20 protein-coding genes are annotated in these 23,241 nt (G+C 64.1%); 12 read left to right on the top strand and 8 right to left on the bottom strand.

Features of this window, described 5'->3' with window-relative positions:
* The first annotated feature begins 15 nt into the window (after positions 1–15).
* The 4 genes from HGK27_RS23385 (at position 16) to HGK27_RS23370 (ending at position 4,809) form a co-directional block, all read left to right on the top strand.
* Positions 16–837 carry a glutathione S-transferase family protein gene (locus tag HGK27_RS23385; protein ID WP_241127791.1) on the top strand — a complete coding sequence of 274 codons (822 nt, stop codon included), beginning with the start codon at positions 16–18 and terminating at the stop codon, positions 835–837.
* A gap of 36 nt (positions 838–873) precedes the next feature.
* Positions 874–2,310 carry an aldehyde dehydrogenase family protein gene (locus HGK27_RS23380; protein ID WP_206245283.1) on the top strand — a complete coding sequence of 479 codons (1,437 nt, stop codon included), beginning with the start codon at positions 874–876 and terminating at the stop codon, positions 2,308–2,310.
* Between the two features lie 63 nt (positions 2,311–2,373).
* On the top strand, positions 2,374–3,093 hold the full coding sequence (locus HGK27_RS23375) for a nuclear transport factor 2 family protein (RefSeq protein WP_206245282.1): 720 nt from the start codon (positions 2,374–2,376) through the stop codon (positions 3,091–3,093).
* Between the two features lie 24 nt (positions 3,094–3,117).
* Positions 3,118–4,809 (top strand): acyl-CoA dehydrogenase, encoded by a 1,692-nt coding sequence (locus HGK27_RS23370; RefSeq protein ID WP_206245281.1) that lies wholly within the window; start codon positions 3,118–3,120, stop codon positions 4,807–4,809.
* A gap of 16 nt (positions 4,810–4,825) precedes the next feature.
* On the opposite strand, the gene HGK27_RS23365 is transcribed toward HGK27_RS23370, so the two are convergent.
* Positions 4,826–5,293, bottom strand: a complete 468-nt coding sequence (locus HGK27_RS23365; protein WP_206245280.1) for a MarR family winged helix-turn-helix transcriptional regulator — start codon at positions 5,291–5,293, stop codon at positions 4,826–4,828.
* Positions 5,294–5,399: 106 nt separating this feature from the next.
* Here HGK27_RS23365 and HGK27_RS23360 point away from each other — a divergent pair, with 106 nt between their 5' ends.
* Positions 5,400–6,869 (top strand): carotenoid oxygenase family protein, encoded by a 1,470-nt coding sequence (locus HGK27_RS23360; RefSeq protein ID WP_206245279.1) that lies wholly within the window; start codon positions 5,400–5,402, stop codon positions 6,867–6,869.
* On the opposite strand, the gene HGK27_RS23355 is transcribed toward HGK27_RS23360, so the two are convergent.
* The 5 genes from HGK27_RS23355 to HGK27_RS23335 all read right to left on the bottom strand — a co-directional run bounded on the left by HGK27_RS23355 (position 6,866) and on the right by HGK27_RS23335 (position 13,266).
* Positions 6,866–8,479: an MFS transporter gene (locus HGK27_RS23355; RefSeq protein WP_241127789.1), complete on the bottom strand. Its 1,614-nt coding sequence runs from the start codon at positions 8,477–8,479 to the stop codon at positions 6,866–6,868. The genes HGK27_RS23360 and HGK27_RS23355 overlap by 4 nt on opposite strands.
* On the bottom strand, positions 8,476–9,546 hold the full coding sequence (locus HGK27_RS23350) for an amidohydrolase family protein (protein WP_206245278.1): 1,071 nt from the start codon (positions 9,544–9,546) through the stop codon (positions 8,476–8,478). Before HGK27_RS23350 ends, HGK27_RS23355 begins: the two co-directional genes overlap by 4 nt.
* A gap of 5 nt (positions 9,547–9,551) precedes the next feature.
* Complete coding sequence (locus tag HGK27_RS23345) at positions 9,552–10,982, bottom strand: NAD-dependent succinate-semialdehyde dehydrogenase (RefSeq protein ID WP_206245277.1); 1,431 nt, start codon at positions 10,980–10,982, stop codon at positions 9,552–9,554.
* Positions 10,983–11,050: 68 nt separating this feature from the next.
* A complete protein-coding gene (locus HGK27_RS23340) occupies positions 11,051–11,815 on the bottom strand; it encodes a nuclear transport factor 2 family protein (protein WP_206245276.1) in 765 nt (254 codons plus the stop codon).
* Between the two features lie 38 nt (positions 11,816–11,853).
* Positions 11,854–13,266: an MFS transporter gene (locus HGK27_RS23335; protein ID WP_206245275.1), complete on the bottom strand. Its 1,413-nt coding sequence runs from the start codon at positions 13,264–13,266 to the stop codon at positions 11,854–11,856.
* A 147-nt stretch (positions 13,267–13,413) separates the two neighbouring features.
* Between HGK27_RS23335 and HGK27_RS23330 the strand changes: the two genes are divergently transcribed.
* The 3 genes from HGK27_RS23330 to HGK27_RS23320 all read left to right on the top strand — a co-directional run bounded on the left by HGK27_RS23330 (position 13,414) and on the right by HGK27_RS23320 (position 16,394).
* The gene (locus tag HGK27_RS23330) at positions 13,414–14,340 is read left to right on the top strand and encodes an SDR family NAD(P)-dependent oxidoreductase (RefSeq protein WP_206245274.1); all 927 of its coding nucleotides are present in this window, start codon (positions 13,414–13,416) and stop codon (positions 14,338–14,340) included.
* Between the two features lie 14 nt (positions 14,341–14,354).
* On the top strand, positions 14,355–15,263 hold the full coding sequence (locus HGK27_RS23325; RefSeq protein ID WP_206245273.1) for an SDR family NAD(P)-dependent oxidoreductase: 909 nt from the start codon (positions 14,355–14,357) through the stop codon (positions 15,261–15,263).
* An 81-nt stretch (positions 15,264–15,344) separates the two neighbouring features.
* The gene (locus HGK27_RS23320) at positions 15,345–16,394 is read left to right on the top strand and encodes a LacI family DNA-binding transcriptional regulator (protein ID WP_241127788.1); all 1,050 of its coding nucleotides are present in this window, start codon (positions 15,345–15,347) and stop codon (positions 16,392–16,394) included.
* A 35-nt stretch (positions 16,395–16,429) separates the two neighbouring features.
* Here the strand turns inward: HGK27_RS23320 and HGK27_RS23315 are convergent, their stop codons facing one another.
* Both HGK27_RS23315 and HGK27_RS23310 read right to left on the bottom strand, forming a co-directional pair.
* Entirely contained in the window at positions 16,430–17,644 is a 1,215-nt protein-coding gene (locus tag HGK27_RS23315; protein ID WP_206245272.1) for an acyltransferase family protein, read from the bottom strand.
* Positions 17,645–18,136: 492 nt separating this feature from the next.
* Positions 18,137–18,334 carry a helix-turn-helix transcriptional regulator gene (locus HGK27_RS23310; RefSeq protein WP_206245271.1) on the bottom strand — a complete coding sequence of 66 codons (198 nt, stop codon included), beginning with the start codon at positions 18,332–18,334 and terminating at the stop codon, positions 18,137–18,139.
* 617 nt (positions 18,335–18,951) lie between these two features.
* Between HGK27_RS23310 and HGK27_RS31475 the strand changes: the two genes are divergently transcribed.
* The 4 genes from HGK27_RS31475 to HGK27_RS31165 are packed head-to-tail and all read left to right on the top strand — an operon-like array spanning position 18,952 to position 23,235.
* Entirely contained in the window at positions 18,952–19,827 is an 876-nt protein-coding gene (locus HGK27_RS31475; protein WP_407674700.1) for an ArdC-like ssDNA-binding domain-containing protein, read from the top strand.
* A complete protein-coding gene (locus HGK27_RS23300; protein WP_206245269.1) occupies positions 19,827–21,743 on the top strand; it encodes a reverse transcriptase domain-containing protein in 1,917 nt (638 codons plus the stop codon). Before HGK27_RS31475 ends, HGK27_RS23300 begins: the two co-directional genes overlap by 1 nt.
* Entirely contained in the window at positions 21,731–22,549 is an 819-nt protein-coding gene (locus HGK27_RS23295; RefSeq protein WP_206245268.1) for an ArdC family protein, read from the top strand. The genes HGK27_RS23300 and HGK27_RS23295 overlap by 13 nt, the downstream gene beginning before the upstream one ends.
* Entirely contained in the window at positions 22,546–23,235 is a 690-nt protein-coding gene (locus tag HGK27_RS31165; protein WP_241127785.1) for a sigma factor-like helix-turn-helix DNA-binding protein, read from the top strand. The genes HGK27_RS23295 and HGK27_RS31165 overlap by 4 nt, the downstream gene beginning before the upstream one ends.
* Positions 23,236–23,241: the final 6 nt, after the last annotated feature.

The following is a 23,241-nucleotide window of genomic DNA, read 5'->3' as shown; positions in this document are numbered from 1 at the left end:
AGCGGAGTGTCGGCGATGGCATGGAACGATGAACCGCAGGGCGGCGCGCTGCGGATGTATCACATACCGGGCTGCCCCTTTTCCGAAAGGGTGGAGCTGCTGCTCGATCTCAAGGGCCTGTCGGGGCTGATGGCCGATCATGAGATTGACATCTCGAAGCCCCGGCCCGACTGGCTGCTGGCCAGGACGCGCGGCACCACCGCGCTGCCCGCGCTGGAGCTGGAAAACGGTGAGACGCTGAAGGAAAGCATGGTGATCCTGCGCTATGTCGAGGATCGCTTTCCCGAGGTGCCCGTGGCGCGGAGAGATCCTTTCGAACATGCGGTGGAGGCGATGCTCTGCGCCACGGACGGGCAGTTCACCGGGGCGGGCTATCGCATGATCCTCAACCGCGATGCGGCCAAACGCGAGGAGCACCGGGCGGAGATCGATGCGCAATATGCCCGCCTCGATGATTTCCTGAGGCATTATGCGCCTGATGGCGCTTATCTCTTCGACCGCTTCGGCTGGGCCGAGGTGGCCTTCGCGCCGATGTTCAAGCGCCTGTGGTTCCTTGAGTATTACGAGGATTACGTGGTGCCTCAGCATCTCACCCGGGTGCTGCGCTGGCGCGAGGCCTGCGTGACGCATCCGGTGGCGCAGCGCCACCATGGCCACCGCGAACTGATGACCCTCTATTACGATTACACGCAGGGCGGCGGCAACGGACGCCTGCCCGAAGGGCGGCAGGTGTCGAGCTTCACGCTGGACCCGGCCTGGACCACCCGCCCCATGCCTCCGCGCGACAAATGGGGCACCCCCGCCAGCGATGCGCAACTGGGCCTGATCACGGCCTGAGAACGACGACCATCATCTCCAACAGGAGCCAGGATCATGAAAAGCTATCCGCAGAACTACATCGATGGCCAATGGATCGACAGCAAGGGCGGCCGGCGCCATGCGGTGATCAACCCGGCCACCGAGGGCGTCGCCAGCGAGATCGTGCTGGGCACCGCCGCTGATGTCGATCTGGCCGTGGAGGCCGCGCGCCGCGCCTTCGAGACCTTCTCGCAGACCAGCAAGCAGGAGCGCATGGCGCTGATCGAGCGTGTGATCGAGGCCTATAAGGCCCGCATCCCCGACATTGCCGAGGCCATCGCCACCGAAATGGGCTGCCCCATCTCCACGGCGTCCACGGCGCAGGCCGGATCGGGCGTGGCGCATCTGGGGCAGGCGCTGGCCTCGCTGGCGCAGTTCGAGTTTGCCGAGAAGATCGGCGCCAACACCGTGGTGCGCGAGCCCATCGGCGTCGTCGCGCTGATCACGCCGTGGAACTGGCCGATGAACCAGATCGTCGCCAAGGTGGGACCGTGCCTTGCCGCCGGTTGCACCATGATCCTGAAACCCAGCGAGGAAGCGCCCGGCTCTGCCGCGATCTTTGCCGAGGTGATGGAAGCGGCAGGCGTGCCCGCGGGCGTGTTCAATCTGGTGCAGGGCGATGGCGCCGATGTCGGCACCGCTCTGGCGCGGCATCCCGGCATCGACATGATCAGCTTCACCGGATCGACGCGGGCGGGCATCATGGTCGCCAAGAATGCCGCCGATACCGTGAAGCGCGTGTCGCAGGAGCTGGGCGGCAAATCGCCCAACATCATCCTTGAAGGCACGCCGCTCGATGTGGCTTTGCCGGGCGGGGTGGGCGGTGTGCTGCTCAATTCGGGGCAGAGCTGCGTGGCGCCCACGCGCATGCTGGTCCATCGCTCGCAGCATGATGAGGCGGCGCAGAAGGTGGGCGCGATGTTCGCCGCCAAGCCCGTCGGCGATCCGCTGACCGAGGGGCCGCATATCGGCCCGGTGGTCAACAAGGCGCAGTATGACAAGATCCAGGGCCTGATCGCAAAGGGCATCGAGGAAGGCGCCACGCTGGTAACCGGGGGCCTCGGCAGGCCGGAGGGGCTGGAGCAGGGCTATTATGTGCGCCCCACCGTCTTTGCCGATGTGACGCCGGAGATGACCATCGCTCAGGAGGAAATCTTCGGGCCGGTGCTGGTGATCATGCCCTATGAGGATGAGGCCGATGCGCTGCGCATCGCCAATGACACGCCCTATGGTCTGGGCGCCTATATCGCGGGCGATCCGGTCAAAGCGGGCAGGCTGGTGGGCAAATTGCGCGCCGGGGCGGTCTTCGTGAATGCGGGCGGGCTGGCCTTTGACATGCCCTTTGGCGGTTACAAGCAATCGGGCAATGGCCGTGAATTCGGCAAGTTCGGCATCGAGGAGTTCCTCGAAATCAAGTCGGTCATCGGCCAGTATCAGCCGGTCGAGGCATAAGGGGGGCTGCCCGGCATGGCCTGAGCCATGCCGGGCGGAACCATCAGGCAAGGAGAGATCGCGATGCCCGATGAAGCAGCTCTGTCGCAGCGCCTTGGCGCCCTTGAAGATCGGGTCGGCACGCTGGAGGATGTGAACGCCATCCGCCGCCTGCACTGGGCCTATGGCTATTACATCGATTTCAACCTGCCCGATGAGGTGGCGCAGCTCTTCGCCGAGGATGGCGTGGTGGTGTTCCTCTCGGGCGAATATGTCGGCCATGCGGGGGTCAAGCGCCTCTATGGCGACTGGATTCAGCAACGCTTTACGGGTGGACGCCCGGGGCCGGTTCACGGCTTGCTGCTCGACCACTTCCAGATGCAGGACATCATCACCGTCGCCCCCGACCGCCAGAGCGCCAAGGGGCGCTTTCGCGGCATGCTGCTGGGCGGCTGGCACGATGATTTTCAGCAGACGCGCGAGGAAGCCATGCCCCAGCAGTTCATGGAGGCCGGCATCTATGAGAACGATTATGTGCGCGAAGATGGCGTGTGGAAGATCAAACGGCTGGATTACATGATGCAGTGGCAGGGCAATTATGAGGAGGGCTGGGCGCACACCACCTCTCATCTGCAGCCCGCCACCCGCACTTGGCCCGAAGACCCCGTGGGGCCGGATCGCCTGTTGCCGCCCAGCGTGCATCGCCCGGTCTGGCCCTGGCGCCATGATGTGCCAATGCATTTTGCCCATCCGCGTTTCGGCGCGGTGCTGGCGGCGCGGGAAGCGGCGGACGCTGCCGAATAGGGCCGCGCTGAAGGGGAGGAGTCATTGGATTATCAGGCGCATGCCGATGCTCTTGTCCGGCATCTGGAGATCACCCCGTTTCTGGACGATTTGTCGCGAGAGGGGGCCGGTGTCGATCGCGATGTCTGGGCGCAGGTGGTCGAGCAGGCCGGGCGTGTCGCCGAAGCGCTGATCGCGCCGCTGGACCCGGTGCTCGACCGAGAGGGCGCGCGGGTCTGTGACGGGCGGGTGAGGACCGCACCCGGGCACCGCGCGGCATGGGCGCAGTTCACGCAAGACGGCTGGCTGGGCCTGCCGCTGCCCGAAGCCGTGGGGGGCATGGGGCTGCCGCTGGTGCTGCAAGGCGCCTGTGAGGAGCTGTTCAACCGTGCCTCCCCGGCCTTTGCCATGCTGGCAACGCCGGGCCGCACGGCGGCGGATGTGCTGAGGACCAGCGCGGCCCCGGATCTGGCCGAGGCATGGGTGCCGCAGCTGCTCTCGGGCGCATGGGGCGCGACGATCTGCATTTCCGAGCCCGATGCCGGATCGGATGTGGGCCGCATTCGCACCCGCGCGCGCCGGGGCGATGATGGCGCATGGCGCATCAGCGGCGAGAAATGCTGGATCTCCTATGGCGACCATGACCTCACCGGGCGCATCGGCCATCTCATGCTGGCGCGTTCGGGCGAGGAGAGCGGCTTGCGCGGGCTCAGCCTGTTTCTGGTGCCCGACGGTGACGGGCAGGGCCAGCGCCATGGCGTGGTGCTGCGCCGGATCGAGGAGAAGCTGGGCCTGCATGGCTCGCCGACCTGCGTGCTGGGTTTCGAGGAGGCGCGCGGGCATCTGATCGGTCAGGAAGGCCGGGGGCTCCAGACGCTGTTCCCGATGATGCTGCAGATGCGGTTGTCCTGCGGTCCGCAGGGCATCGGCGTGGCCGCCGGGGCCTATGCGACAGCGCTGCGCTATGCGCAGGAGCGGCGACAGGGCGGAGCGCCCGATGCGCCGCCCGTGGCGATTGCTGCCCATGCCGATGTGCAGCGCATGCTGCTGGGCATGGCGGGCCGGATCGAGACCATGCGCGCTCTGGCGCTGACCTGCGCGACGGTGCTGGAGCTTGGCGGCCGGTCAGGCGAGGGACAGGGCGGCTGGCTGGCGCTGGCCCAGTTTCTGCTTCCCATCGTCAAGGATGGTGCCGCGCGGCTGGCCTTCGATGTGTCGAGCGAGGCGCTGCAGGTGTTGGGCGGGGCGGGTTACACCCGCGAATGGCCGGTGGAGCAGCGGCTGCGTGATGCCCGCGTCTTTGCGGTGTTCGAAGGCACCAGCGGCATTCAGGCCATCGATATGCTGCACCGACGGCTCTGGCGCGAGAAGGGCGAGGGTCTGGCGGGTTTTATCGCTGTGGTTCGGGCCGAGATCGGCGGGGATGCCCGGTCACAGGCTCTGGCCCAAGCCGTCGCTCTGCTGGAGCAGACGGCAGAGGCGCTGGCGGCGATGCAGGGCGCCGCGCGCGATGCCGAAGCGGGCGCGGGGGCCTTTCTCGATCTGTGCGGATCTGTGGCGCAGGGCTGGATGGCCTTGCGGATTGTGCAGCGCGCGGGCGGTGATCCGGTGGGGCTGCGCATGCAGGCGGCGGCGCGCTTCTATCTGACCGAATTGCCGGTCCGGGCGCAGGCGCTGGCCGGGCTCGCCACGCTGGGTGCCGCGCGTCTGGACGGCTTTGCAGCCTGCCTCGACTGATGCGCCGGAAGCTGCCTCAGAAGCCGCCGATATCCACCTCGTGGATGCGCTTGAGCAAGGCGGCCAGCATGTGGAATTCGGCCTCGGAAAAGCGTTCGCGCAGCCATTGGCCCAGCTCGCCGCTGCGTTCATGCGCGGCGGCCAGCATGGCCAGCCCGTCATCGGTGATCTCCAGCGTCTGGCGGCGGCGATCCTCCGCTGACTGGCCGCGCACGATCAGCCCGCGCCCTTCCAGACGGTTGATGACGCCCATCACCGTCGCGCGGTCCATCTGCAGCGTGCGGCCAATATCGGCCTGCGATGTGCCGGGCGATTCGGCGATCAGCAGCATCGCCGTCAGCTGCGTCTGCGTGATGCCAAGATCGCTGAAGATTTCGGCAAAACGCTTTTGCGTGGTGCTCTGCGCCAGCCGCAGGTGAAGGTCCAGAACATGCTCCAGCGTGCGGCTGGCTGTCAGTCCTGCGAATGTTTCAGAGTCTTTCATATGGCTCTGTTGCGAGCGTTTGCGGGAATCGTCAAGCCATGCTTGGAAAATAATAGTTTGTAAGGCATACAATATTGCAACGACAATCAAGCCACTGGAGAGGCCCATGTCCCATTTCCCGGAAACGCCCAGTTTTACCGGCTTCAACACCCCGTCCCGCATCGAGGCCGACATCGCCGACCTTGCCCATCAGGGCACGATTCCGCCCGAACTCAACGGGGCGTTTTTCCGGGTTCAGCCCGATCCGCAGTTCCCGCCGCGTCTGGGCGATGACATTGCCTTCAATGGCGATGGGATGATCACCCGCTTCCATATCCATGATGGCCAGTGCGATCTGCGCCAGCGCTGGGCCCAGACCGACAAATGGAAGCTGGAAGCGCAGGCGGGCAAGGCGCTGTTCGGCGCCTATCGCAATCCGCTGACCGATGATCCCTCGGTGGCGGGGCGCTATCGCTCCACGGCCAACACCAATGTCTGGATCCATGCGGGCAAGCTGTGGGCGATGAAGGAAGACAGCCCGGCCCTGCTGGTCGATCCGGCCACCATGGAAACGCTGGGCTTCGAAACCTTTGGCGGCGCGATGCGCGGCCAGACCTTCACCGCTCATCCCAAACTTGATCCCGCCACGGGCAATATGGTGGGGATCGGCTATGCCGCCTCGGGCCTGTGCAGTGACGATGTAGCCTATTACGAGGTCGGCGCGCAGGGCCAGCTGTTGCGCGAAGTGTGGTTCAAGGCGCCCTATTACTGCATGATGCATGACTTCGCAATCACGCCGGACTATCTGGTGATCCATATCGTGCCCTCGATCGGCAGCTGGGAGCGGCTGGAGGAGGGCCTGCCCCACTTTGGCTTCGACACCACCATGCCGGTCTATCTGGGCGTCTTGCCGCGCCGCGAAGGCGTTACCGGCGATGACATCCGCTGGTTCCGGCGTGACAATTGCTTTGCCAGCCATGTGCTCAACGCCTGGCAGGAGGGATCGAAGATCCATTTCCTCACCGCCGAGGCGAAGAACAACATGTTCCCCTTCTTCCCCGATGTGCATGGCGCCCCGTTCAACGGCCGTGAGGCGATGAGCTATCTGACCGACTGGACCGTCGATATGGAGGCCAATGGCGACAGCTTCGAGGCGATCACCCGCCTGACCGATACGGCAGCGGAATTCCCGCGCATCGATGACCGCTTCACCGGGCTCAAGACGCGCTATGGCTGGATGCTGGAGATGGACATGCGCCGCCCGGTCGAGCTGAAGGGCGGCAGCGCGGGCGGGCTGCTGATGAACTGCCTGTTCCTCAAAGACCTTGAGACGGGGCGCGAACAGCATTGGTGGTGCGGCCCCGTCTCCAGCCTTCAGGAGCCGTGCTTCGTGCCCCGCTCACCCGATGCGCCCGAGGGCGATGGCTGGATCGTGCAGGTCTGCAACCGGCTGGAGGAGCATCGCAGCGACCTGCTGATCTTCGAGGCGCTCGACATCGAAAAGGGGCCCGTCGCCACGATCCATGTGCCGATCCGCCTGCGCTTTGGCCTGCATGGCAATTGGGCCGATGCAGGGACGATCGGGCTGGCGGCCTAAAGCCTGGCGCGCGCGGTGAGGGCAGCCTCATCGCGCGCCGACCGCCGCGCGATCAGCAGCAGCAGGATGACGATGGGAATGGCCACGACATTGATGCCCAGCATCGCCGCGCGCAGATCCCCGGTCGCATCCGAGATCAGGCCGATGGCATAGGGCCCCACGCCCATGCCCAGAATGGTCATCACCAGCAGATAGAGGCTGGCGGTCAGCCCGCGCATGCGCGGCAGCACCTGATCGTAGAGGATGGCGTAAAGCGGCGGCATCCAGCCGGTCAGCAGCAGGCTGTAGACCACGAAGCGCAGGTAGAAAGCGCCGGGCACAGGCGCGGTATAGACCCAGAAGGAGAGCAGCGGCGACAGCCCCATCGAGACCAGCGCCACCATGGCCCGCCCGCCTGCGGGAAAGCGCAGATGCAGCCGGTCTGACAGCACACCCCACACCAGCGGCCCGGCAATCCCCGTCGCGGCGGAGAGCAAGCCGAACTGCAGCGCGGTGTCGGCCATGGAGAGGTGATAGCTGCGCATCAGAAAGCTGGGGTTGAAGGCCATCATCCCATAGTTGATCGCCGATTGCAGCGTGCCCACCGCCATCGCCATGATCAGCGTGGGCGAGCCAGCGATCACGCGAAAGGCCTGAGGATCACTGGAGCGCACCCCCTGCAGCAGATTGACCAGAACGAACAGGCCCAGCCCGATCACCAGCCATTGCAGCACATGCGGATCGACCGCCACCATGCCGAAGCCCAGCGGTGGCCGTGGCGATTGCGCCATGCCGAAGCGGGCCAGCATCGCCATGCCTCCGGCGATCACGATCAGCGCGGCAAGATTGATGCCCAGACTGCGCATGCTCGCGCGGCGGCGGAGCATGGCCAGCCAGTGCAGGCCGGGCGTCACCGTGCCCAGCAGGGCAAGGCTGGCGCGGAAGGGGCGGGGATCGGGCGGCGTGGCGATGCCGTCCATCGCGCCCCGCTCGGGCTCACGCAGACGCCACAGGAACAGCGAGAGGACAAACCCCGGCGCGGCGGCAACCAGGAAGGCGAATTGCCATCCCCTCAGGCCGAAAGGCGCCGTGCCCGGCGCAAAGGCGTTGGCCCACATCTGCGCGGCCAGCCCACCCAGCACCAGCGATCCGCCCAGCCCTACCGCGATGGCCGAGGCCATCACCGCCATCACAAAACCCCGGCGGTGGCGCGGCCAATAGTCATAGATGAGGGAGGTGCCCGCCGGCTGGGTTGCGGCCTCGCCGATGCCCACGCAAAGGCGCGAGGCGGCCAGCATGGCAAAGCTGGAGGTCATGCCCGCCAGCGCCGTCGAGGCCGACCAGAACAGGATGCTGACGGCCAGCAGCCGTCCGCGCAGCCAGCCATCGGCCAGTCGCCCCACCGGCAGCGAGAAGAGCGCATAGAACAGCGCGAAGACCGTGCCGAAGAGCAGCCCCATTTCGGCATCGCCCACGCCCAGATCATGCTTGATGGCCGGGGCCAGAATGGCCAGAATCTGCCGGTCGAGCAGGCTCATCGCATTGGTCAGCGCCACCAGCACCAGCGCATACCAGCCCCCGCGCGCGATATGGCGGGCGGGGCCGGGCGGCGGCGTGACATTCGCCTTCACAGTTTGAACCAGCGTTCGGCGTTGGTCTGGAAGAACTGGCGCTTCACCTCGGGCGTCAGCTCCATGGCGTCCAGCGCGCGGACCTCATGGGCCTCATACTGATAGGGATAGTCCATGGCATACATCACCCGGTCCTCGCCCATCACCTGCTGGGCAAAGCGGATCGCCGGTTCCCATGCCATGCCGCTGCAGGTCACCAGCACATTGCTGCGGAAATAGTCGGCGATGGTCTTTTTGAGCGGCTTCATCCGCTCATAGCGCGCGCTGCGGATGCCCGCCTGATGCATGTAATCCAGCCGGTAGAGCCAGTAGGGCAGCGCCTCGCCCATATGGCCGACCATGATCTGCAGGTCGGGATAGCGGTCGAAGATGCCGATGGTGATGAGGCGCAGCAGATGCATGCCGGTTTCCACGCCAAAGCCATAGATCGCGCCATCCAGCCCGGCATCGAGCAGCGGGCCGATCATCGCATCGGGCGGCGTGCCGGGATGGATGTAGAGCGGCTGGCCGGTATCGGAGAGGGCGCGGAAGATCGGATCGAAGAAGGGTTCGTCCAGATAGCGGCCCTGTGTGTGGCTGTTGATCTGCACCCCCTTGAAGCCGAGATCATGCGCGCCCCGGCGGATTTCCTCGGCGGACCATTGCGGGTCCTGCGGCGCCACGGCGGTCATGCCGATAAAGCGGTCGGGATGGGCCGCGCAGCGCTCGGCCAGCAAGTCGTTCGCGGAGCGCGCGATGCGCTGGGCCTCATGCGTGTCGCTGAACGGCTGCACCCCCGGCGAGGTCAGCGCCAGAATCGCCTTGTCTATGCCTGTCGCATCCATATCGGCGATGCGCCGCTCGCCCAGATCGAGCAGGCGTTCGATGATCTGCATGGCGCGCTCACTGGGGCTTTGCGCGTAAAAGCCCCAGAGCGAGGTCATGCCCCGATCCGCCGTGCCGTCGCGCACCATGCGCAGATAGACGTCGATCTGCTCGCGCGTGGCAAAGGCCTCCTCGGTGGCGATGCGCAGATAGCCTTGCTCTCCGCCCGTTTTCAGGGCGTGGTCTGTGTCGTGCTGTGTCATCTGTTTCAGCCTTCGTGGACAGTTTTGGTGACAAGGCAGGCCATGATCCCCTCTGGCCCGTCCTCATGGCCGTGGCCGGACCATTTGACCCCGCCAAAGGGCGCATCCGCCCCGCCGATCATCGTGGTGTTGAGCCCCAGCATGCCGGTTTCGAGCTGGGCGGCGAGCCGCTTCTGGCGCGCCGCGTCGCGGGTCCAGCCATAGGCGGCCAGACCATAGGGCAGGCGATTGGCCTCCGCGATCATCGCGGCCTCATCGGCAAAGCGGTTGATCAGGGCGAGGGGGCCGAAGGGTTCCTCATTCATCACCCGCGCGCTGAGCGGAACATCGGAGAGGACCGTCGGGGCGTAGAAGAAACCACGATTGCCGATGCGCTGGCCGCCGGTGTCCAGTCGCGCGCCATCGGCGATGGCTTCGTGGATCAGGGCATCGATCGCCTCGACCCGGCGTGGATTGGCCAGGGGGCCGACCTGCGTATCCGGGGCAAGGCCATCGCCCACCCGCAAGGCAGATGCCCGCGCGGCAAAGCCATCGCGAAAGGCCTCGAACAGGCTGTCTTCCACGATGAAGCGCGTGGGCGAGACGCAGACCTGCCCCGCATTGCGGTATTTATGCGCCACCACCGTATCGAGCGTGCGGTCGAGATCGGCGTCGGCAAAGACCAGCACCGGGCCATGGCCGCCCAGCTCCATCGTGGTGCGCTTGAAATCCTGTGCGGCCAGCCCGAGCAGATGGCGCCCCACCGTGGTCGAGCCTGTGAAAGACAGTTTGCGGATGACCGGGCTGGCAAGCAGATGGCGGCTCACCTCATCGGGCACGCCGAACACCGCCTGCGCCACGCCGGGCGGCAGGCCCGCATCGAGCAGACATTGCAGCACCGCCAGCGCCGAGGCGGGCGTTTCCTCCGCCGCTTTCAGGATCACCGAGCAACCCGCCGCAATAGGCGCGCCCAGCTTGCGCCCGGGATTGCCGATGGGGAAGTTCCAGGGCGCAAAGGCGGCGACCGGGCCGACCGGCTCATGCTGCACCGTCGAGCGCATGCCGGCGGGGCGGACCAGCACCCGGCCATAGAGGCGGTAACATTCGCCCGCGTAGAACTCGAAAAGGCCGACATTCATGCCGACCTCCATGCGCGCCTCGGCCAGCGTCTTGCCCTGTTCCAGCACGGCGATCCGGGCGATCTCCTCGCTGCGTTCGCGCATCAGGCGGGCGGCGCCCTGAAGCACCTCGGCGCGTTGCTGCGGCGTGGAATTGCGCCATAGCGCAAAGCCCCTGGCGGCGGCGGCCAGCGCGCGGTCGAGATCCTGCGCATCGGCCAGCGGCAGCTGGCCCAGTGTTTCGCCATTGGCGGGGTTCAGAACGGCATGGCTGCGCCTTGCGCCGCCCGAGACGCGCTCGCCATCAATCATCATGTACAGATCGGGATAGTGGATCATGCCTCACCTGACACAAGGGAAGGACGGCCTGCCCGCCCGGCAAAGGGGCTGGCAGGCCGCAAGGGCCGTTACTCGGCGGGAACGGCGGTCTGCTGTGCGGTTTCGCGATCGATGTCGCCCTGCCAGCGTTCCGCCACCATCTCCTTGCCGGTCACCGGATGGGGCAGATGGAAGGGCAGCAGCTTGTGCGTCGGCCAGAGCCAGTGGTCCTCGATCAGCGCATCGGGGCCGCTGGGGTCCTCGGGGTAGAGCACCTTGGGGAAGGGCACATATTGCGCATCCGTATAGGCCCAGCCCTTGTCGAAATCGGCGTGCCAGTGCGGGAAATAATTCAGCACATGGATGCGCCAGACACCGTCCACCTTCTTGTAGGTGTTCTCATAGATGCCGCCTTCCCACCACTGGCGGATGTTGGCGGTCATCGGGTTGGAGGTGTCGAGATAGTCCTTGTGGCGCCCGGCCTGCATCATCGAGCGGGCGCGGGCATGGGCGGTGACGCCATCGGGCGCGATGGTGACGATGTCCTGCAACTGGGGGTGATCCAGCAGGAAGCCGTCGATCGGGCCGTTGTTGCCATGGGTGAAGCGCTTCTGGAAGCGTTCGACATAGAGGCGGCGCACGCCTTCCTTGCCGTTCCACACGCCGCCGAAGAAGCGAACCTCGCCATCATCGGTGAACAGGTCGATCACCTCATTGTACATGCATTTGTCGATCAGATAGCCGTAGAGGTGCTGGAGCTTGCGCACATCCAGCTCATCCTCGCGCACGGTCAGGCGGCGGGTGAGGTCTGCGACTTGGGTTTCAAGCGCGGTGATCCGGTCGGTGTCAGCCATGTCAGGTCTCTCCTTGGTTGTTGGTTTTTTTGGGGTGGTCAGAGGTCGAGCGCTTCGAGCCGCTCGATTTCCTCGCGATAGGGGCGGATGGCGCGGTACATGCACAGCGTGGCCAGCGGCAGCAGGGTGACGGCGGTGATCTCCAGCGCGATCCACAATTTGGCCGGGTCCACCACCAGATATTGCGCCACCACCCCGATGACGAAGCTGCCCATCGCGCCGAAAAAGGTGAACATGAACAGGTAGATCGCCGTGACCTGCCCGCGCATCGCATGGGGCGCCACGCGCTGGATCGCCGCGTTTTGCGGAACGGCGCCGGCAATGCCGAACATCGCGCCAAAGCCCATCACCAGGATCGAGCCGATCGCCGTGGGCATCAGCGGCGAGAGGATCGAGCACACCGTCACCACCGCAAAGCAGATGAAGGCGGCGCGCACATTGGCATCCTTGTGCCGCTTGGCCAGCCATTCGACGAAGGTTCCGCCCACCAGCAGCCCCAGCAGCGAGGACACCAGCACGGTCAGCGAGGTGACCGTGCCGATCTGCGCCTCGGTCCAGCCATAGGTGCGGATCAGGAACGGCACGCGCCAGAAGGCAAGGCCGAAGCTTTCCAGCGCGCTGAGCGCCAGGCCGATGAACAGCGGATAATAGACCCGCCGGTTGGCGCGGATCGCCTTGGCGGCATCGAGCCCGGTGAAGGTGAGGGCGCGGCGCAGCAGCGAGCCATGATGCGGTATCTCGGCGCCGGTTTGGCGCGGCAGGCGCTGCGGCTCGCGCACGGTCAGGAACAGCAGGGCCAGCAGAAAGGCGGGCAGGCCGGTCCACACCAGAATCCATTGCCAGCCCAGAATGCGCAGGGGGCCCAGCAGGGTGGGCGCCCAATGGCTGGTCATGGCGATCATCTGCCCCCCGGCGAAGGGCCCCAGTGTGGAGCCACCGATGAAGCCGAATTGCAGTATGGCAAAGGCGCGCGTGATCTTCCGGGGCGGAAACATGTCCGCGATCAGCGAATAGGAGGAAGGGGCATGGGCCGAGCCGCCCGCCGCCAGAAACACGCGGCTGCCCACGAATTGTGTGAAGGTCTGCGCGATGCCGCCCAGAATGGTCACCAGCCCGATCGCCGATACGCCGCCTGCCAGCACATATTTGCGCGGCCAGATGTCCGCGAGCCGGGCCAGCGGGATGCCGACGAAGAGATAGCAGATGATGCTGGCCGGGCCGGCCAGAAAGCCCAGTTGCGAATCGGTCAGGCCGAAGTCGATCTTGATCCGTTCGGCCAGCATGCCGAACACCACCTGATCGAAAAAGGTCAGGAAAGTGGCCAGCACAATGACCGTCAGGGCCCAGTAGGCCGAGGCTGAACTCGGCCAGTTGCGCTCTTCCGCGCCCTCTGCGGGGGCGATCCGCCCCTCTTCCTCCACTGGCATGATGCTGGCTGCGGCGACTGCCATATCCTGTCCCATCCCTTTCCGGGCCCTGCCGGTTTTCGGCATAGGCACATTTGTTATTGTTAGCCTTGCATACAATCTCTCGATGGTGAACAAAAGGGAAGAGATTCGCTTTCGGGCAGAAAATTTCGTTCAGAGAGGAGAGAGGACATGCAGGATCTTCCCGGGAAGACCGCGTTTGTGACCGGTGGCGCCAGCGGTATCGGGCTTGGCATCGCCAAGGCCCTGCTGGGGGCGGGGATGAATGTGACCATCGCCGACATTCGTCAGGATCACCTCGATGACGCCGTGGCCGAACTGGACGGCGGGGCGCGGGTGCTGGCGATCAGGCTGGACGTGACCGACCGCGCCGCCTTCGCCGCCGCCGCCGATGCCGCCGAGGCAAAATTCGGGGCGATCCATCTGCTGTGCAACAATGCCGGCGTGGCGGTGGTGGGCCCCACGGACATTGCCACCTTTGCCGACTGGGACTGGGTGATGGGGGTCAATCTGGGCGGTACGATCAACGGTATCGTCACGATATTGCCCAGAATTCTGGCGCATGGGCAGGGAGGGCACATCGTCAACACCGCCTCCATGTCGGCGCTGGTTCCGGCGCCGGGGACGACGATCTATTCCTCGGGCAAGGCAGCGGTGACCTCGATGATGGAGTGCATGCGGCCCGAGCTGGAGGCGCGCGGGGTGATCTGTTCGGCCTTCTGCCCGGGGGCGGTCCAGTCCAACATCGCCGAGGCTGGCAAGACCCGGCCCGCCGCGCTGGGCGAGACCGGCTATGCCGAGGCGGACAAGGGGAGGCAGGCGGGCGGCTCACTGTTCCATCTCTATCAGACCAAGGAAGAGGTGGGGCAGCGGGTGCTTCAGGGCATCCTCAACGATGAGCTGTACATCCTGACTCACCATGAATTTCTGGTGGGGGTGCGTGAGCGCGGCGAGGCGACCACGGCAGCGGTCCAGACCCAGCTGGCCGAGAATGAAGATTATAAGCGTACCTTCGCAATTCTGTTCCGCAATCCGGCCATCACCGATGAGATCGCGCGCCAGAACCGTCTGCGCGCCGATCAGCGCGCCGAAGCCTGAAGGGAGCCTGTGCGATGAAGGATCTGGCAGGCAGAACCGCCTTTGTGACTGGCGGGGCCAATGGCGTGGGGCTGGGGCTGGCCAGGACTCTCCTGGCCGAGGGCTGCAAGGTGGCGATCGCCGATATTCGCGAGGATGCGATCGAGGAAGCGCTCAAGCTGCTGGAAAATCAGCATGTGATCGGCGTGAAGCTCGATGTCTCCTCGCGTGAGGGTTTTGCCGAGGCCGCCGCAAGGGTGGAGCGCGATCTGGGGCCGGTGAGCCTGTTGTTCAACAACGCCGGGGTGAACCTGTTCCAGACGATCGACGACTCCTCCTATGACGATTGGGACTGGCTGCTGGGCGTCAATCTGCATGGCGTCATCAATGGCATCGCCACCTTTGTTCCGGGCATGAAGGCGCGCGGGGAGGGCGGGCATGTCTGCAACACCGCCTCGATGGCGGCTTTTCTGGGCAGCGGTGTTCCCGGCATCTACAACACCACCAAATTCGCGGTGCGGGGGCTGAGCGAATCCCTGCGCTACAGTCTGGCGCCTCACGGCATCGGCGTGTCCATGCTGTGCCCGGGGCTGGTGAAGACCCATATCTACGCCAGCGATGAAATCCGTCCCGACGCGCTGAGGGCCGGGGCCAAGCCCGTCAACACCGCCTTCGTGGGCCAGTTGGAGCAGGTGCATCAGGCTGGGATGGAGCCGGAGGTCATCGCCCAGCGCACCATCGATGCCATCAAGGACAACCGCTTCCACGTCTTTTCGCATCCCGAATTCCGCGACGAACTTGCCGAGGTCTTTGCCGAAATTCTCGGCGAATTTCGGGAGTATCCGGCTGATCCCGGGCTGGATCGGCGCCTGGCGATCGAGGTCGGGCGGCGGGCCCGCTACAAGGAGGCGCGGGAAGCGGCGCGCGTGCCGATGCGCGGCTGATATGGCGCCCTTGCCCCATCGCCTCTTGCTTCGGCCCGGCTGCGATCCCACAAGGCGGGCAAGAGCAAAGATGGGTGAGCGGTGAAGGCAAGGCGCAGCAAGACGGGGCAGGTCACCATCCGGGAGGTCGCCGAGAAGGCGGGCGTTTCGGCGATGACGGTCTCCAATGTCCTCAACCGCAAGGGGCGGGTGGGGGAGGCGGCGCGCGCCCGCGTGCAGCAGGCGATCGGGGCTTTGGGCTATCGGTCGGCGGCGGATGCGGGGCGCGGTGATGCGATCAGGGGCGGGCCGGTGAGGATCGGGCTGATCCATCACGATGTGGATACGATTTTCGTGCGTACCGCTCTGGCCAGTGCCTCCAGCGCGGCGGCGGTGCATGATGTGCAGTTGCTGCTGCGGCCGCAGAGCGATGATGCGCCCGAAGCGATCCTCGCCTGCGCGCGCGAGCTGCTGGCCGAGGGTGCGGGGGCGCTGCTGGTGATGCCTCCCTTTGCCGAAGCGCTGAGCGGATCGCCGGCCATCGCGGATTTGGGCGTTCCGCTGCTGGCGCTGGTCACGGGGCGCCCGCTGCCCGATATGGCGACCTTGCGCATTGATAATCACGCGGCCTCTTTCGCGCTGACCAGCCTGCTGCTGGATCAGGGCCATCGCCGGATCGGGGTGATCGCCGGGCCTTCGGGCCATTCGGACAGTCTGGCGCGGCTTGCCGGGCATCAGGCGGCCATGGCCGCGCGGGGATTTGCCGAAGATCCCGCGCTGGTCGCTCAGGGCGCCTTCACCTTTGACTCGGGGGTGGCTTGGGCGAAGCACTTGTTGTCCCTGCCGCAGCCGCCCACGGCCATTGCGGCGGCGAATGACGATATGGCCGCCGGCGTGATCTGGGAAGCGCATCGCCGTGGCCTGCGCCTGCCGGATGAGCTGGCCGTCACCGGTTTCGACGACAGCCTTGTGGCGACCCGTGTCTGGCCCGCGCTGACCACAGTGCGTCAACCGATCGATGCCATGACCCACCGGGCCTTTGCGCTGTTGCTCGCCATGATGGACGAGGGGGCAGCGTGCCATGATGAACTGGCCGATTTCACGGTGATTGAGCGGGATTCGACCCAGATGCAAAAAGCGCTTGTGGTTTAGGTGCGGGTGTCTCGCTCGAATGCTCTGGCTGACAGTTAGGCGGCCTCTGCCAATCCGGGCTTCGGGCTTACGTCGCTAACGGTCGGTGTTCGGGTTCGTCCATCCAGTCGGTCGCGCAGTCTGAGGAAGGGGCGCTCCACGCACCAGTAAAGCGCTGTGCCGAAGGTGAGAGCCAGCCCGAAAGCAAGGCTAAGGTGCAGCCAGTCCGGAGAGCCGTCATCCGAAGGGGCGGCGAGATGGAACGCGATCTTGTGCGACAGGTAGAGGCTGTAAGCGCCTGTCGCCAATGCCTTTGCGCCCGGGATCGTGTAGCGTCCGGCAAGGGAGTGGCTGTCGGCAGCGCCGGCGACCAGCAGGGCAATGCTCAAAGCCAGCAGGGGGTAGGCGAAAATTGTGGGATAGAAGGTGCTGATCTGGCCGCCGAACCACAGCATTGCCGCGCCTGTTCCCATCATGCCAAGGGCAAGCAGCAGGTTTGGCCTGCACGTCATCCTTTGCCACAGGGAGGGGCGGAAGATCTCGATCGCGGCGATGCTGATCCCTGCGAGGAGGCCGTCCAGTCGGCTCCAGGTTGGGTAATAGATCAGCTTCATATAGCGCAGGTGGTCGGGCGTGCCGGCTGCGTCGAAGGGCTGGGACGAAACATGGGCCAGCCACAGGTAGCCACGCAGTCCGATCCCGAGAGCAAGGATGGAGGCAATGGCGGTGACCGTCTTTGCCGTACTCGGCCGGATCGTGAGCGCCATCACCGCTATCGGGAACATCAGGTAGAACTGCTCCTCGACGCAGAGAGACCAGACATGCGAGAATGCGGTTCCACGGCCGACATCAATGAACAGGTTTTCCGTGAAGGTGAGATATTGCCAGAATGGCTGAATGACCGCGCGCTCACGGAGCCCCGGAGCGAGGAAGTATATTGCAAGCAAGACCGCATAGGCCGGGAGTGTTCTGAGAAGGCGGCGGGAGAAGAATGTTCGATAATTCGACCTTTGGCCCGCCGCTACAGGGCGAAGAAGCTGGCTTGCGATCAAATAACCGCTCAAAACAAAAAACAGGTCCACGCCCATCCAGCCAAAGGATATCAAAACCTGTGCCGGGGCGGACATCAAGCCCATGATGCTTGCGTGGTACAGCATGACCCAGACAATCGCGATCGCACGAATAAGGTCCAGTCCGGGCTTCCTTGACCGCTGTATGCGGATCACGGATTGAGGGGCCGGCGCGCAAATGTTCACTGCGGAAGCTTTCATAGGTGGGCGCTCTCCACACTATTCATTCGCATTTCCTGCTGCCAGCGATTCCTTCAACTGATTTAGTATAAACGGTCTGCCAGAGACCCGCTTCATATGGGCTGGTTGCCTGCGGTGTATGGCCCCTTTGTCAGCGGCTGGGCACCTACCCTACGGAGCCTTCACATTCATACGCTGGGAGGAGGTGAAGGGAATCTAATTCAGGAGTTAAAAATTGAAATAAAATAATAAAATATGACGCTCTTTGCCTCGATCCATCAGATGAACCATCAAAAAAGATTTAAAGAGGGTTCGAATCTAAACGTAGGATTCGAAACCTTCAGTGAGTGATTCGCGGTTTGATACGAGCTGGCTAGGAGCTGACTTTCCAGTCTGATCTCTACCACGACAGATGCCGCGAAATATGATGCTATTCCGAACCATTGATAGCAATGGTTGCGGGCTGGGAATGTTGCGTACGCCCGAGACAAAGGCGGTCAGGAAAATTCTATCTCACATACTGTCCGCGCTCCAGTTCATGAGATTGTCGCACCAGTGCTGGAGGGCGGATTCCTTCCAGCCGCAGCGGCGTTTGGAAATCCTGGTCTGCGCCGGGAAGCTGCCATCCTTGATCTTCCGGTAGAGGGTCGCGGGGCTCAGGCTGGTGCGCTTGAGCACTTCGTCGAATCGGATGAAGGAATCGGTGGTCATAAGGACAATCCTTTCACGAGAAATCGTGCGGCGATTGTCGTTTAAAATGCTGGCAGCTTGAACGGTGCAAATAGGGTCGAAAGCGGTCAGGACGGGACAAATGGGAGCATCTCCCCGCATCTTGAAGATACCTTCCGTCGTCTCTTGCCACGCGGTCGGCATGGCGGGGTCGCTCTGGAAGTCCTTGAGCGGGTGGTGGTGGCGAACACTCTCAGGGCGTCTCCGGCTCCCCTGTTCGGGGTGCCAGACCGTGCTCTGGTTCCGCTGCGCTCCACCCGAGCCGCCTGGCGTCTCGTCAGCATAGCTGCTTACGATCGCTGACGCGGAAGGAGGCAAAGGCCGCGCCCCTGGCGCGGCGGCCGGGCTTAGCCCGTCCTGGCGGACAGCGCGCTTGCGCGCGCTGGCGTTGGCCTCCGGCTCCAGTCTGACGGGTGGGCGTCGCTGCCCTGTAGGCCCGTCGCGGCGCGGCGCAACCCCGGCAAAGCCGGGGTCCTCCACTGCGTTGCGGCCCTGCGGGTGCCCCGCGCCTTCATCGACGGGCCTTCTGGTCATGCTCCTGCCGCCCACCCGCCAGACCGGCGCCGGTTTGCGGCGGTTTAAGGCAGGAGTGAAGGATTATGGCTTTCAATCATACTTCGCGCAGGCTTTCGCAGCGTTCGGGCCAATCCGATGCGGAGACTTCCCGGCCTCGGCCCATGGAGGAGCTCTATTCCACGATGACGGCGCGCATTGTTGCAGAGCTGGAAGAGGGGCGGCTTCCTTGGGTGCAGCCTTGGGACAATTCCTTTGTGCTGGCGGGCTTCCCGAGAAACGCAGGCACCGGACGGCCTTATTCCGGGATCAACAGTGCGCCGTATCGGCGCGAGAAGAAGGAGGAACTGAATGAACAGTCAGGTTCGCTGGTAATGACCTGTACCCACCAGATTAACCTCGGCCAGAAATGGCTGCGACCCCGAAAGGGGCGGGGGACAATAGCATGTCTGGAAAAGGCCCAAAGCGCCGAAGCCATTTGTGGCGTGGCGGGTCAGGGTAAGACGTGCATGGTGAAAGCTATACTGCCTGAACCCCAGTTTGCAGCGACTTACACCCGCAGTGGTACCGCAGAATGGCTGACGCGGTACATTGGATGGTCGGAAAGTGCGCAGTTGATACTTTCCGCGAGCCGGTCCTCCGATGTTGAGAGGCCCGGCCTACCAGCTCGTCCAACGCATCCTCTGTATGGAGGGACAAGTGAACGAACGGGGCACCTAAACACGTCGCAACCTCCCACTCGCGTAAATGCGGGATCGCCTAAACAGGACGGTTTGGCCGGACCTGCATGGCGACGGAGCCGTCATAGTACTCAAATGCCTGGCGTAACGGCCGGGACAGTCGCCGGGAAACCGGCGAACGATCGACGCGATAAGCGCGGGGTGACCTGCGTGAAACGCTCACCGATTGGGGGAAGGACGGCAGCTTCTAAGATCCGAACGACTTCAACGGGGGCGTGCTAATGCTGCCGGAAACTGTTGAAAAGGCAATCGGATCACTCCCGACCGTGGTGCGGTCGGGCCGGCGGGCCAATGGCCTGTTCCGCCTGATGAAAAGCCCGTCCCTCTGGGATCAGGCCTATCTGAAGCTCGCCTCCAACAAGGGGGCGATGACACCGGGCATCGATGGAAGAACGTTCGACGGCTACTCGCCCGAAAAGGTCCGCTCCATCATCGACCGGCTATCGGACGGATCATACAAGCCCGCTGCTGTACGTCGCGTCTTGATACCCAAGTCCGACGGTCGCATGCGACCGCTCGGCATACCGACCACGGAGGACCGTCTCGTCCAAGAGGTGGTCAGGATCGTGCTCAACCAGATCTACGAGCCCATCTTCTATGATGCGAGCCACGGGTTCCGGGAAGGTCGATCCTGCCACACCGCGCTAAAAACCATTGGTGCGGTTTGGACGGGCGTCAAATGGCTGGTGGACGTCGATGTTGTCAGCTTCTTCGACAACATTGATCATGCCATTCTTCTGCGTCTGCTCGATAAGCGGATCGAGGATCGTCGCTTCATCGCGTTGATCCGAGGGATGCTCAAGGCGGGTTATATGGAGGACTGGCGCTTCCATCGAACCCTGAGCGGCACCCCGCAAGGCGGTGTCGTCTCGCCGTTGTTGGCCAACATCTATCTGCACGAACTCGATGAGTGGATGCAGGGCAAGATCACGGCCTTCGACAAAGGGGTTAAGCGGGCCATGCACCCGGACTATCGCCGGGTGAAAGGTCGCATCGGCAAACTCCGTCACCGGGTCGAGAAACTTCGCGCGAGCGAGAACCCCGATCCGGCTGTGATCCAATCCCTGTTGGAAAGGATCGGTCGTGAAAGCGCGGAAAGCCGGGCAATTCCGGCCACCGACGCCCTCGATCCGAATTATCGCAGGCTCCGCTACTGCCGCTACGCTGATGACTTCCTCATCGGAATAACCGGCAGCAAAGCCGAGGCTCGCCAGATGATGGAAGAGGTCAGGGTCTTCCTGGCCGAGCACCTGAAACTGGAGGTGTCCGAGGCGAAAAGCGGCATCCGGCATGCTTCGAACGGGGCGCGCTTCCTCGGTTACGACATCTGCACCCGGACCAACCCGAACTCCTATCGCGCGAACTTCGGCACCCGCCGGGTCACGCGACGGGGATGCCGGGACCGGGTGCAGTTGCACGTACCTCGGGAGCGGGTGCTGCGGTTTGTCCAAGACAAGAAGTGGGGGCGCTTCGACGCCTGCAAACCAACCCACCGACCCGCGCTGCTCTACGCCAGTGATGTAGAGATCGCTGCCGCCTACAATGCCGAACTGCGGGGCTTCGCCAACTATTATGCTTTAGCGCACGATGTGAAGCGGAAGTTGAACAAGGCCGAATATCTGGCCTTCGGCAGCTTCCTTCGCACGCTCGCCAACAAGCATAAGAGCACGACGACGCGTATCGCACGAAGGCTGCGAAGGGGGCAGGAATTTTACGTTACCTTCAAGGTGAGGGGCGAAACCCGGTCGATTAAACTCTGGAAGCTGAAGGACTTGGTACCCACGGTAAGGCGATATGGCGTCGTTGATGCCATCCCGCACACGCCGTTCGTGTACCGCCAAACGGAACTGGTCGAACGCCTCAATGCCCGCGTCTGCGAGCGCTGCGGGCGGGATGATCAGCCGTGTGAAGTCCATCACGTCCGAAGGTTGAACGACCACCGTCGAGACGATGACTACCTGAGCTACATGCGTGCCGCGCGCTCGCGCAAGCGCATCGTGCTTTGCGTGGACTGCCATGAAAAGGTCCACAGCTATCGGCCCTATACACGCCCACCAAGGGTAGTTGGAAGTGGAGAGCCGGATGCGGTGAAAGCCGCACGTCCGGTTCGGGGGGAGGCTGAGCCATGTTCTCATTGAGACAGGGCCAGCCCACCCTACTTCTGATCCTCTGGCAGGCGCTTTTCGATCAAGAATTTACTGCGCAGCGCTGGCTGACCTTCAAGCAGGCCGAGGCGTTGGGCGGCCATGTCCGCAAGGGCGAGCGCGGGGTGACCGTCTGTTATGCTGATCGCTTTACGCCCAGGGGTGAGCCGGGCAGTGAAGGCGGCGCAGGCGCGGATGAAGGGGCGCCATCAGGTGCCGGGGATGAGGCGCGCAAGGTTGCCTTTCTCAAGCGCTTCACGGTCTTCAATGTTGCGCAATGTGACGGGCTGCCCGAGCATCTCTATGAAGCCGAAGATCGGGAGCAACGGGCCGATCTGGTGACCATCCCTGAGGCCGAGGCACTGATCGCGGCGAGCGGGGCCAACATTGCCGTCGGATCACCCAATGCCTGCTACAGGCCGCGTGCTGATCGGATCGAGGTGCCGTTGCAGGCGGCTTTCATCGAGCCCATCAATTACTATCGCACCGTACTCCATGAGCTTGGCCATTGGACAGGCCATCCCTCCCGGCTGGATCGCGATCAGACAGGGCGTTTCGGCACAGCCTCTTATGGGTGCGAGGAACTGGTCGCGGAGATGTGCAGCGCCTTCACCTGCGCGGCCTTGGGCATCGTACCGACGGTGCGCCATTCCGATTATATCGCGTGCTGGCTGGAGGTGCTGAAGGGTGACAATCGGGCGATCTTCCGGGCGGCCAGTCAGGCCAGCAAGGCTGCTGATTTCCTGCTGGCGTTTCGGTCCGGCGCTGATGCTGCTGTTGATGCGGGAGGCGTCGCATGAGCGGGGCGGGCACGGGCGATAAGTCCGGTCCCGTCGGGCCTGTCGGAGGCGAGCCTTTGGATCAAGCGGCAGGCATCGAGGGCGCCGAGGTTGGAGCGGCGCCCGATGTCAACGCGCCAAGCCTTGCGGAGATGGAGGCTATCTTCGCAGCCATGCCGAATTTGGCTCGCGACATCTTCATTGCCTGGCGCTTCCATAAGCTCTCGATGGAGGAAATGTGCCGACAGACCGGCCTGTCCCGCAAGCAGGTGAGGCGGCAGTTCGCCAAGGCTGTCGAGCATTTGCATCACTCCCATTCGGGCATGGAGCAATGGCGCGAGCACGTTGCTGCGCTTCCTCTTGCCGATCTGGAAACAATCAGGGCCAGTCTGCGGATGAGTGTGCGGCCAAAGAGCGCTTATGAACGGGTCAGGGCAAGCTGCGTGCCCCCGAAGCGGCCCGATAAAGGACCTCCGCCTGATGCTGCAACGATCGCGCGGATGAACGACGCCCTGTTGCGTATGTCGAGGCTGGAGCGGGATGTGTTCCTCTCTGTGAGGCTGGATTATCTGTCCTATGCCGAGATCGGGGAGAAGATCGGCATATCCGATGAGAAGGTGATGAAGCTTGTCGGAAGGGCCCTCTACAATCTGGACCGGAACCTTCGCGATCCGCACCGGCACTGGTGGCGCCGCTGGCTGTGGTAATCTGAT

The sequence above is a fragment of the Novosphingobium terrae genome (genome assembly GCF_017163935.1).
GTDB lineage: Bacteria > Pseudomonadota > Alphaproteobacteria > Sphingomonadales > Sphingomonadaceae > Novosphingobium > Novosphingobium terrae.
Note: the sequence above shows the minus strand (reverse complement) of the source record. Positions and strands in the feature narration are given on the sequence as shown.

Excerpts from the sequence above, each read along its gene's own strand:
- HGK27_RS23380 (WP_206245283.1), top strand. The coding sequence starts at position 874 with ATGAAAAGCTATCCGCAGAACTACATCGATGGCCAATGGATCGACAGC.
- HGK27_RS31165 (WP_241127785.1), top strand. The coding sequence starts at position 22,546 with ATGAGCGGGGCGGGCACGGGCGATAAGTCCGGTCCCGTCGGGCCTGTC.
- HGK27_RS23375 (WP_206245282.1), top strand. The coding sequence starts at position 2,374 with ATGCCCGATGAAGCAGCTCTGTCGCAGCGCCTTGGCGCCCTTGAAGAT.
- HGK27_RS23295 (WP_206245268.1), top strand. The coding sequence starts at position 21,731 with ATGTTCTCATTGAGACAGGGCCAGCCCACCCTACTTCTGATCCTCTGG.
- HGK27_RS23325 (WP_206245273.1), top strand. The coding sequence starts at position 14,355 with ATGAAGGATCTGGCAGGCAGAACCGCCTTTGTGACTGGCGGGGCCAAT.
- HGK27_RS23360 (WP_206245279.1), top strand. The coding sequence starts at position 5,400 with ATGTCCCATTTCCCGGAAACGCCCAGTTTTACCGGCTTCAACACCCCG.
- HGK27_RS23340 (WP_206245276.1), bottom strand. The coding sequence starts at position 11,815 with ATGGCTGACACCGACCGGATCACCGCGCTTGAAACCCAAGTCGCAGAC.
- HGK27_RS23310 (WP_206245271.1), bottom strand. The coding sequence starts at position 18,334 with ATGACCACCGATTCCTTCATCCGATTCGACGAAGTGCTCAAGCGCACC.
- HGK27_RS23385 (WP_241127791.1), top strand. The coding sequence starts at position 16 with ATGGCATGGAACGATGAACCGCAGGGCGGCGCGCTGCGGATGTATCAC.
- HGK27_RS23345 (WP_206245277.1), bottom strand. The coding sequence starts at position 10,982 with ATGATCCACTATCCCGATCTGTACATGATGATTGATGGCGAGCGCGTC.
- HGK27_RS23350 (WP_206245278.1), bottom strand. The coding sequence starts at position 9,546 with ATGACACAGCACGACACAGACCACGCCCTGAAAACGGGCGGAGAGCAA.
- HGK27_RS23315 (WP_206245272.1), bottom strand. The coding sequence starts at position 17,644 with ATGAAAGCTTCCGCAGTGAACATTTGCGCGCCGGCCCCTCAATCCGTG.
- HGK27_RS31475 (WP_407674700.1), top strand. The coding sequence starts at position 18,952 with ATGGCTTTCAATCATACTTCGCGCAGGCTTTCGCAGCGTTCGGGCCAA.
- HGK27_RS23335 (WP_206245275.1), bottom strand. The coding sequence starts at position 13,266 with ATGGCAGTCGCCGCAGCCAGCATCATGCCAGTGGAGGAAGAGGGGCGG.
- HGK27_RS23365 (WP_206245280.1), bottom strand. The coding sequence starts at position 5,293 with ATGAAAGACTCTGAAACATTCGCAGGACTGACAGCCAGCCGCACGCTG.
- HGK27_RS23330 (WP_206245274.1), top strand. The coding sequence starts at position 13,414 with ATGCAGGATCTTCCCGGGAAGACCGCGTTTGTGACCGGTGGCGCCAGC.
- HGK27_RS23300 (WP_206245269.1), top strand. The coding sequence starts at position 19,827 with ATGCTGCCGGAAACTGTTGAAAAGGCAATCGGATCACTCCCGACCGTG.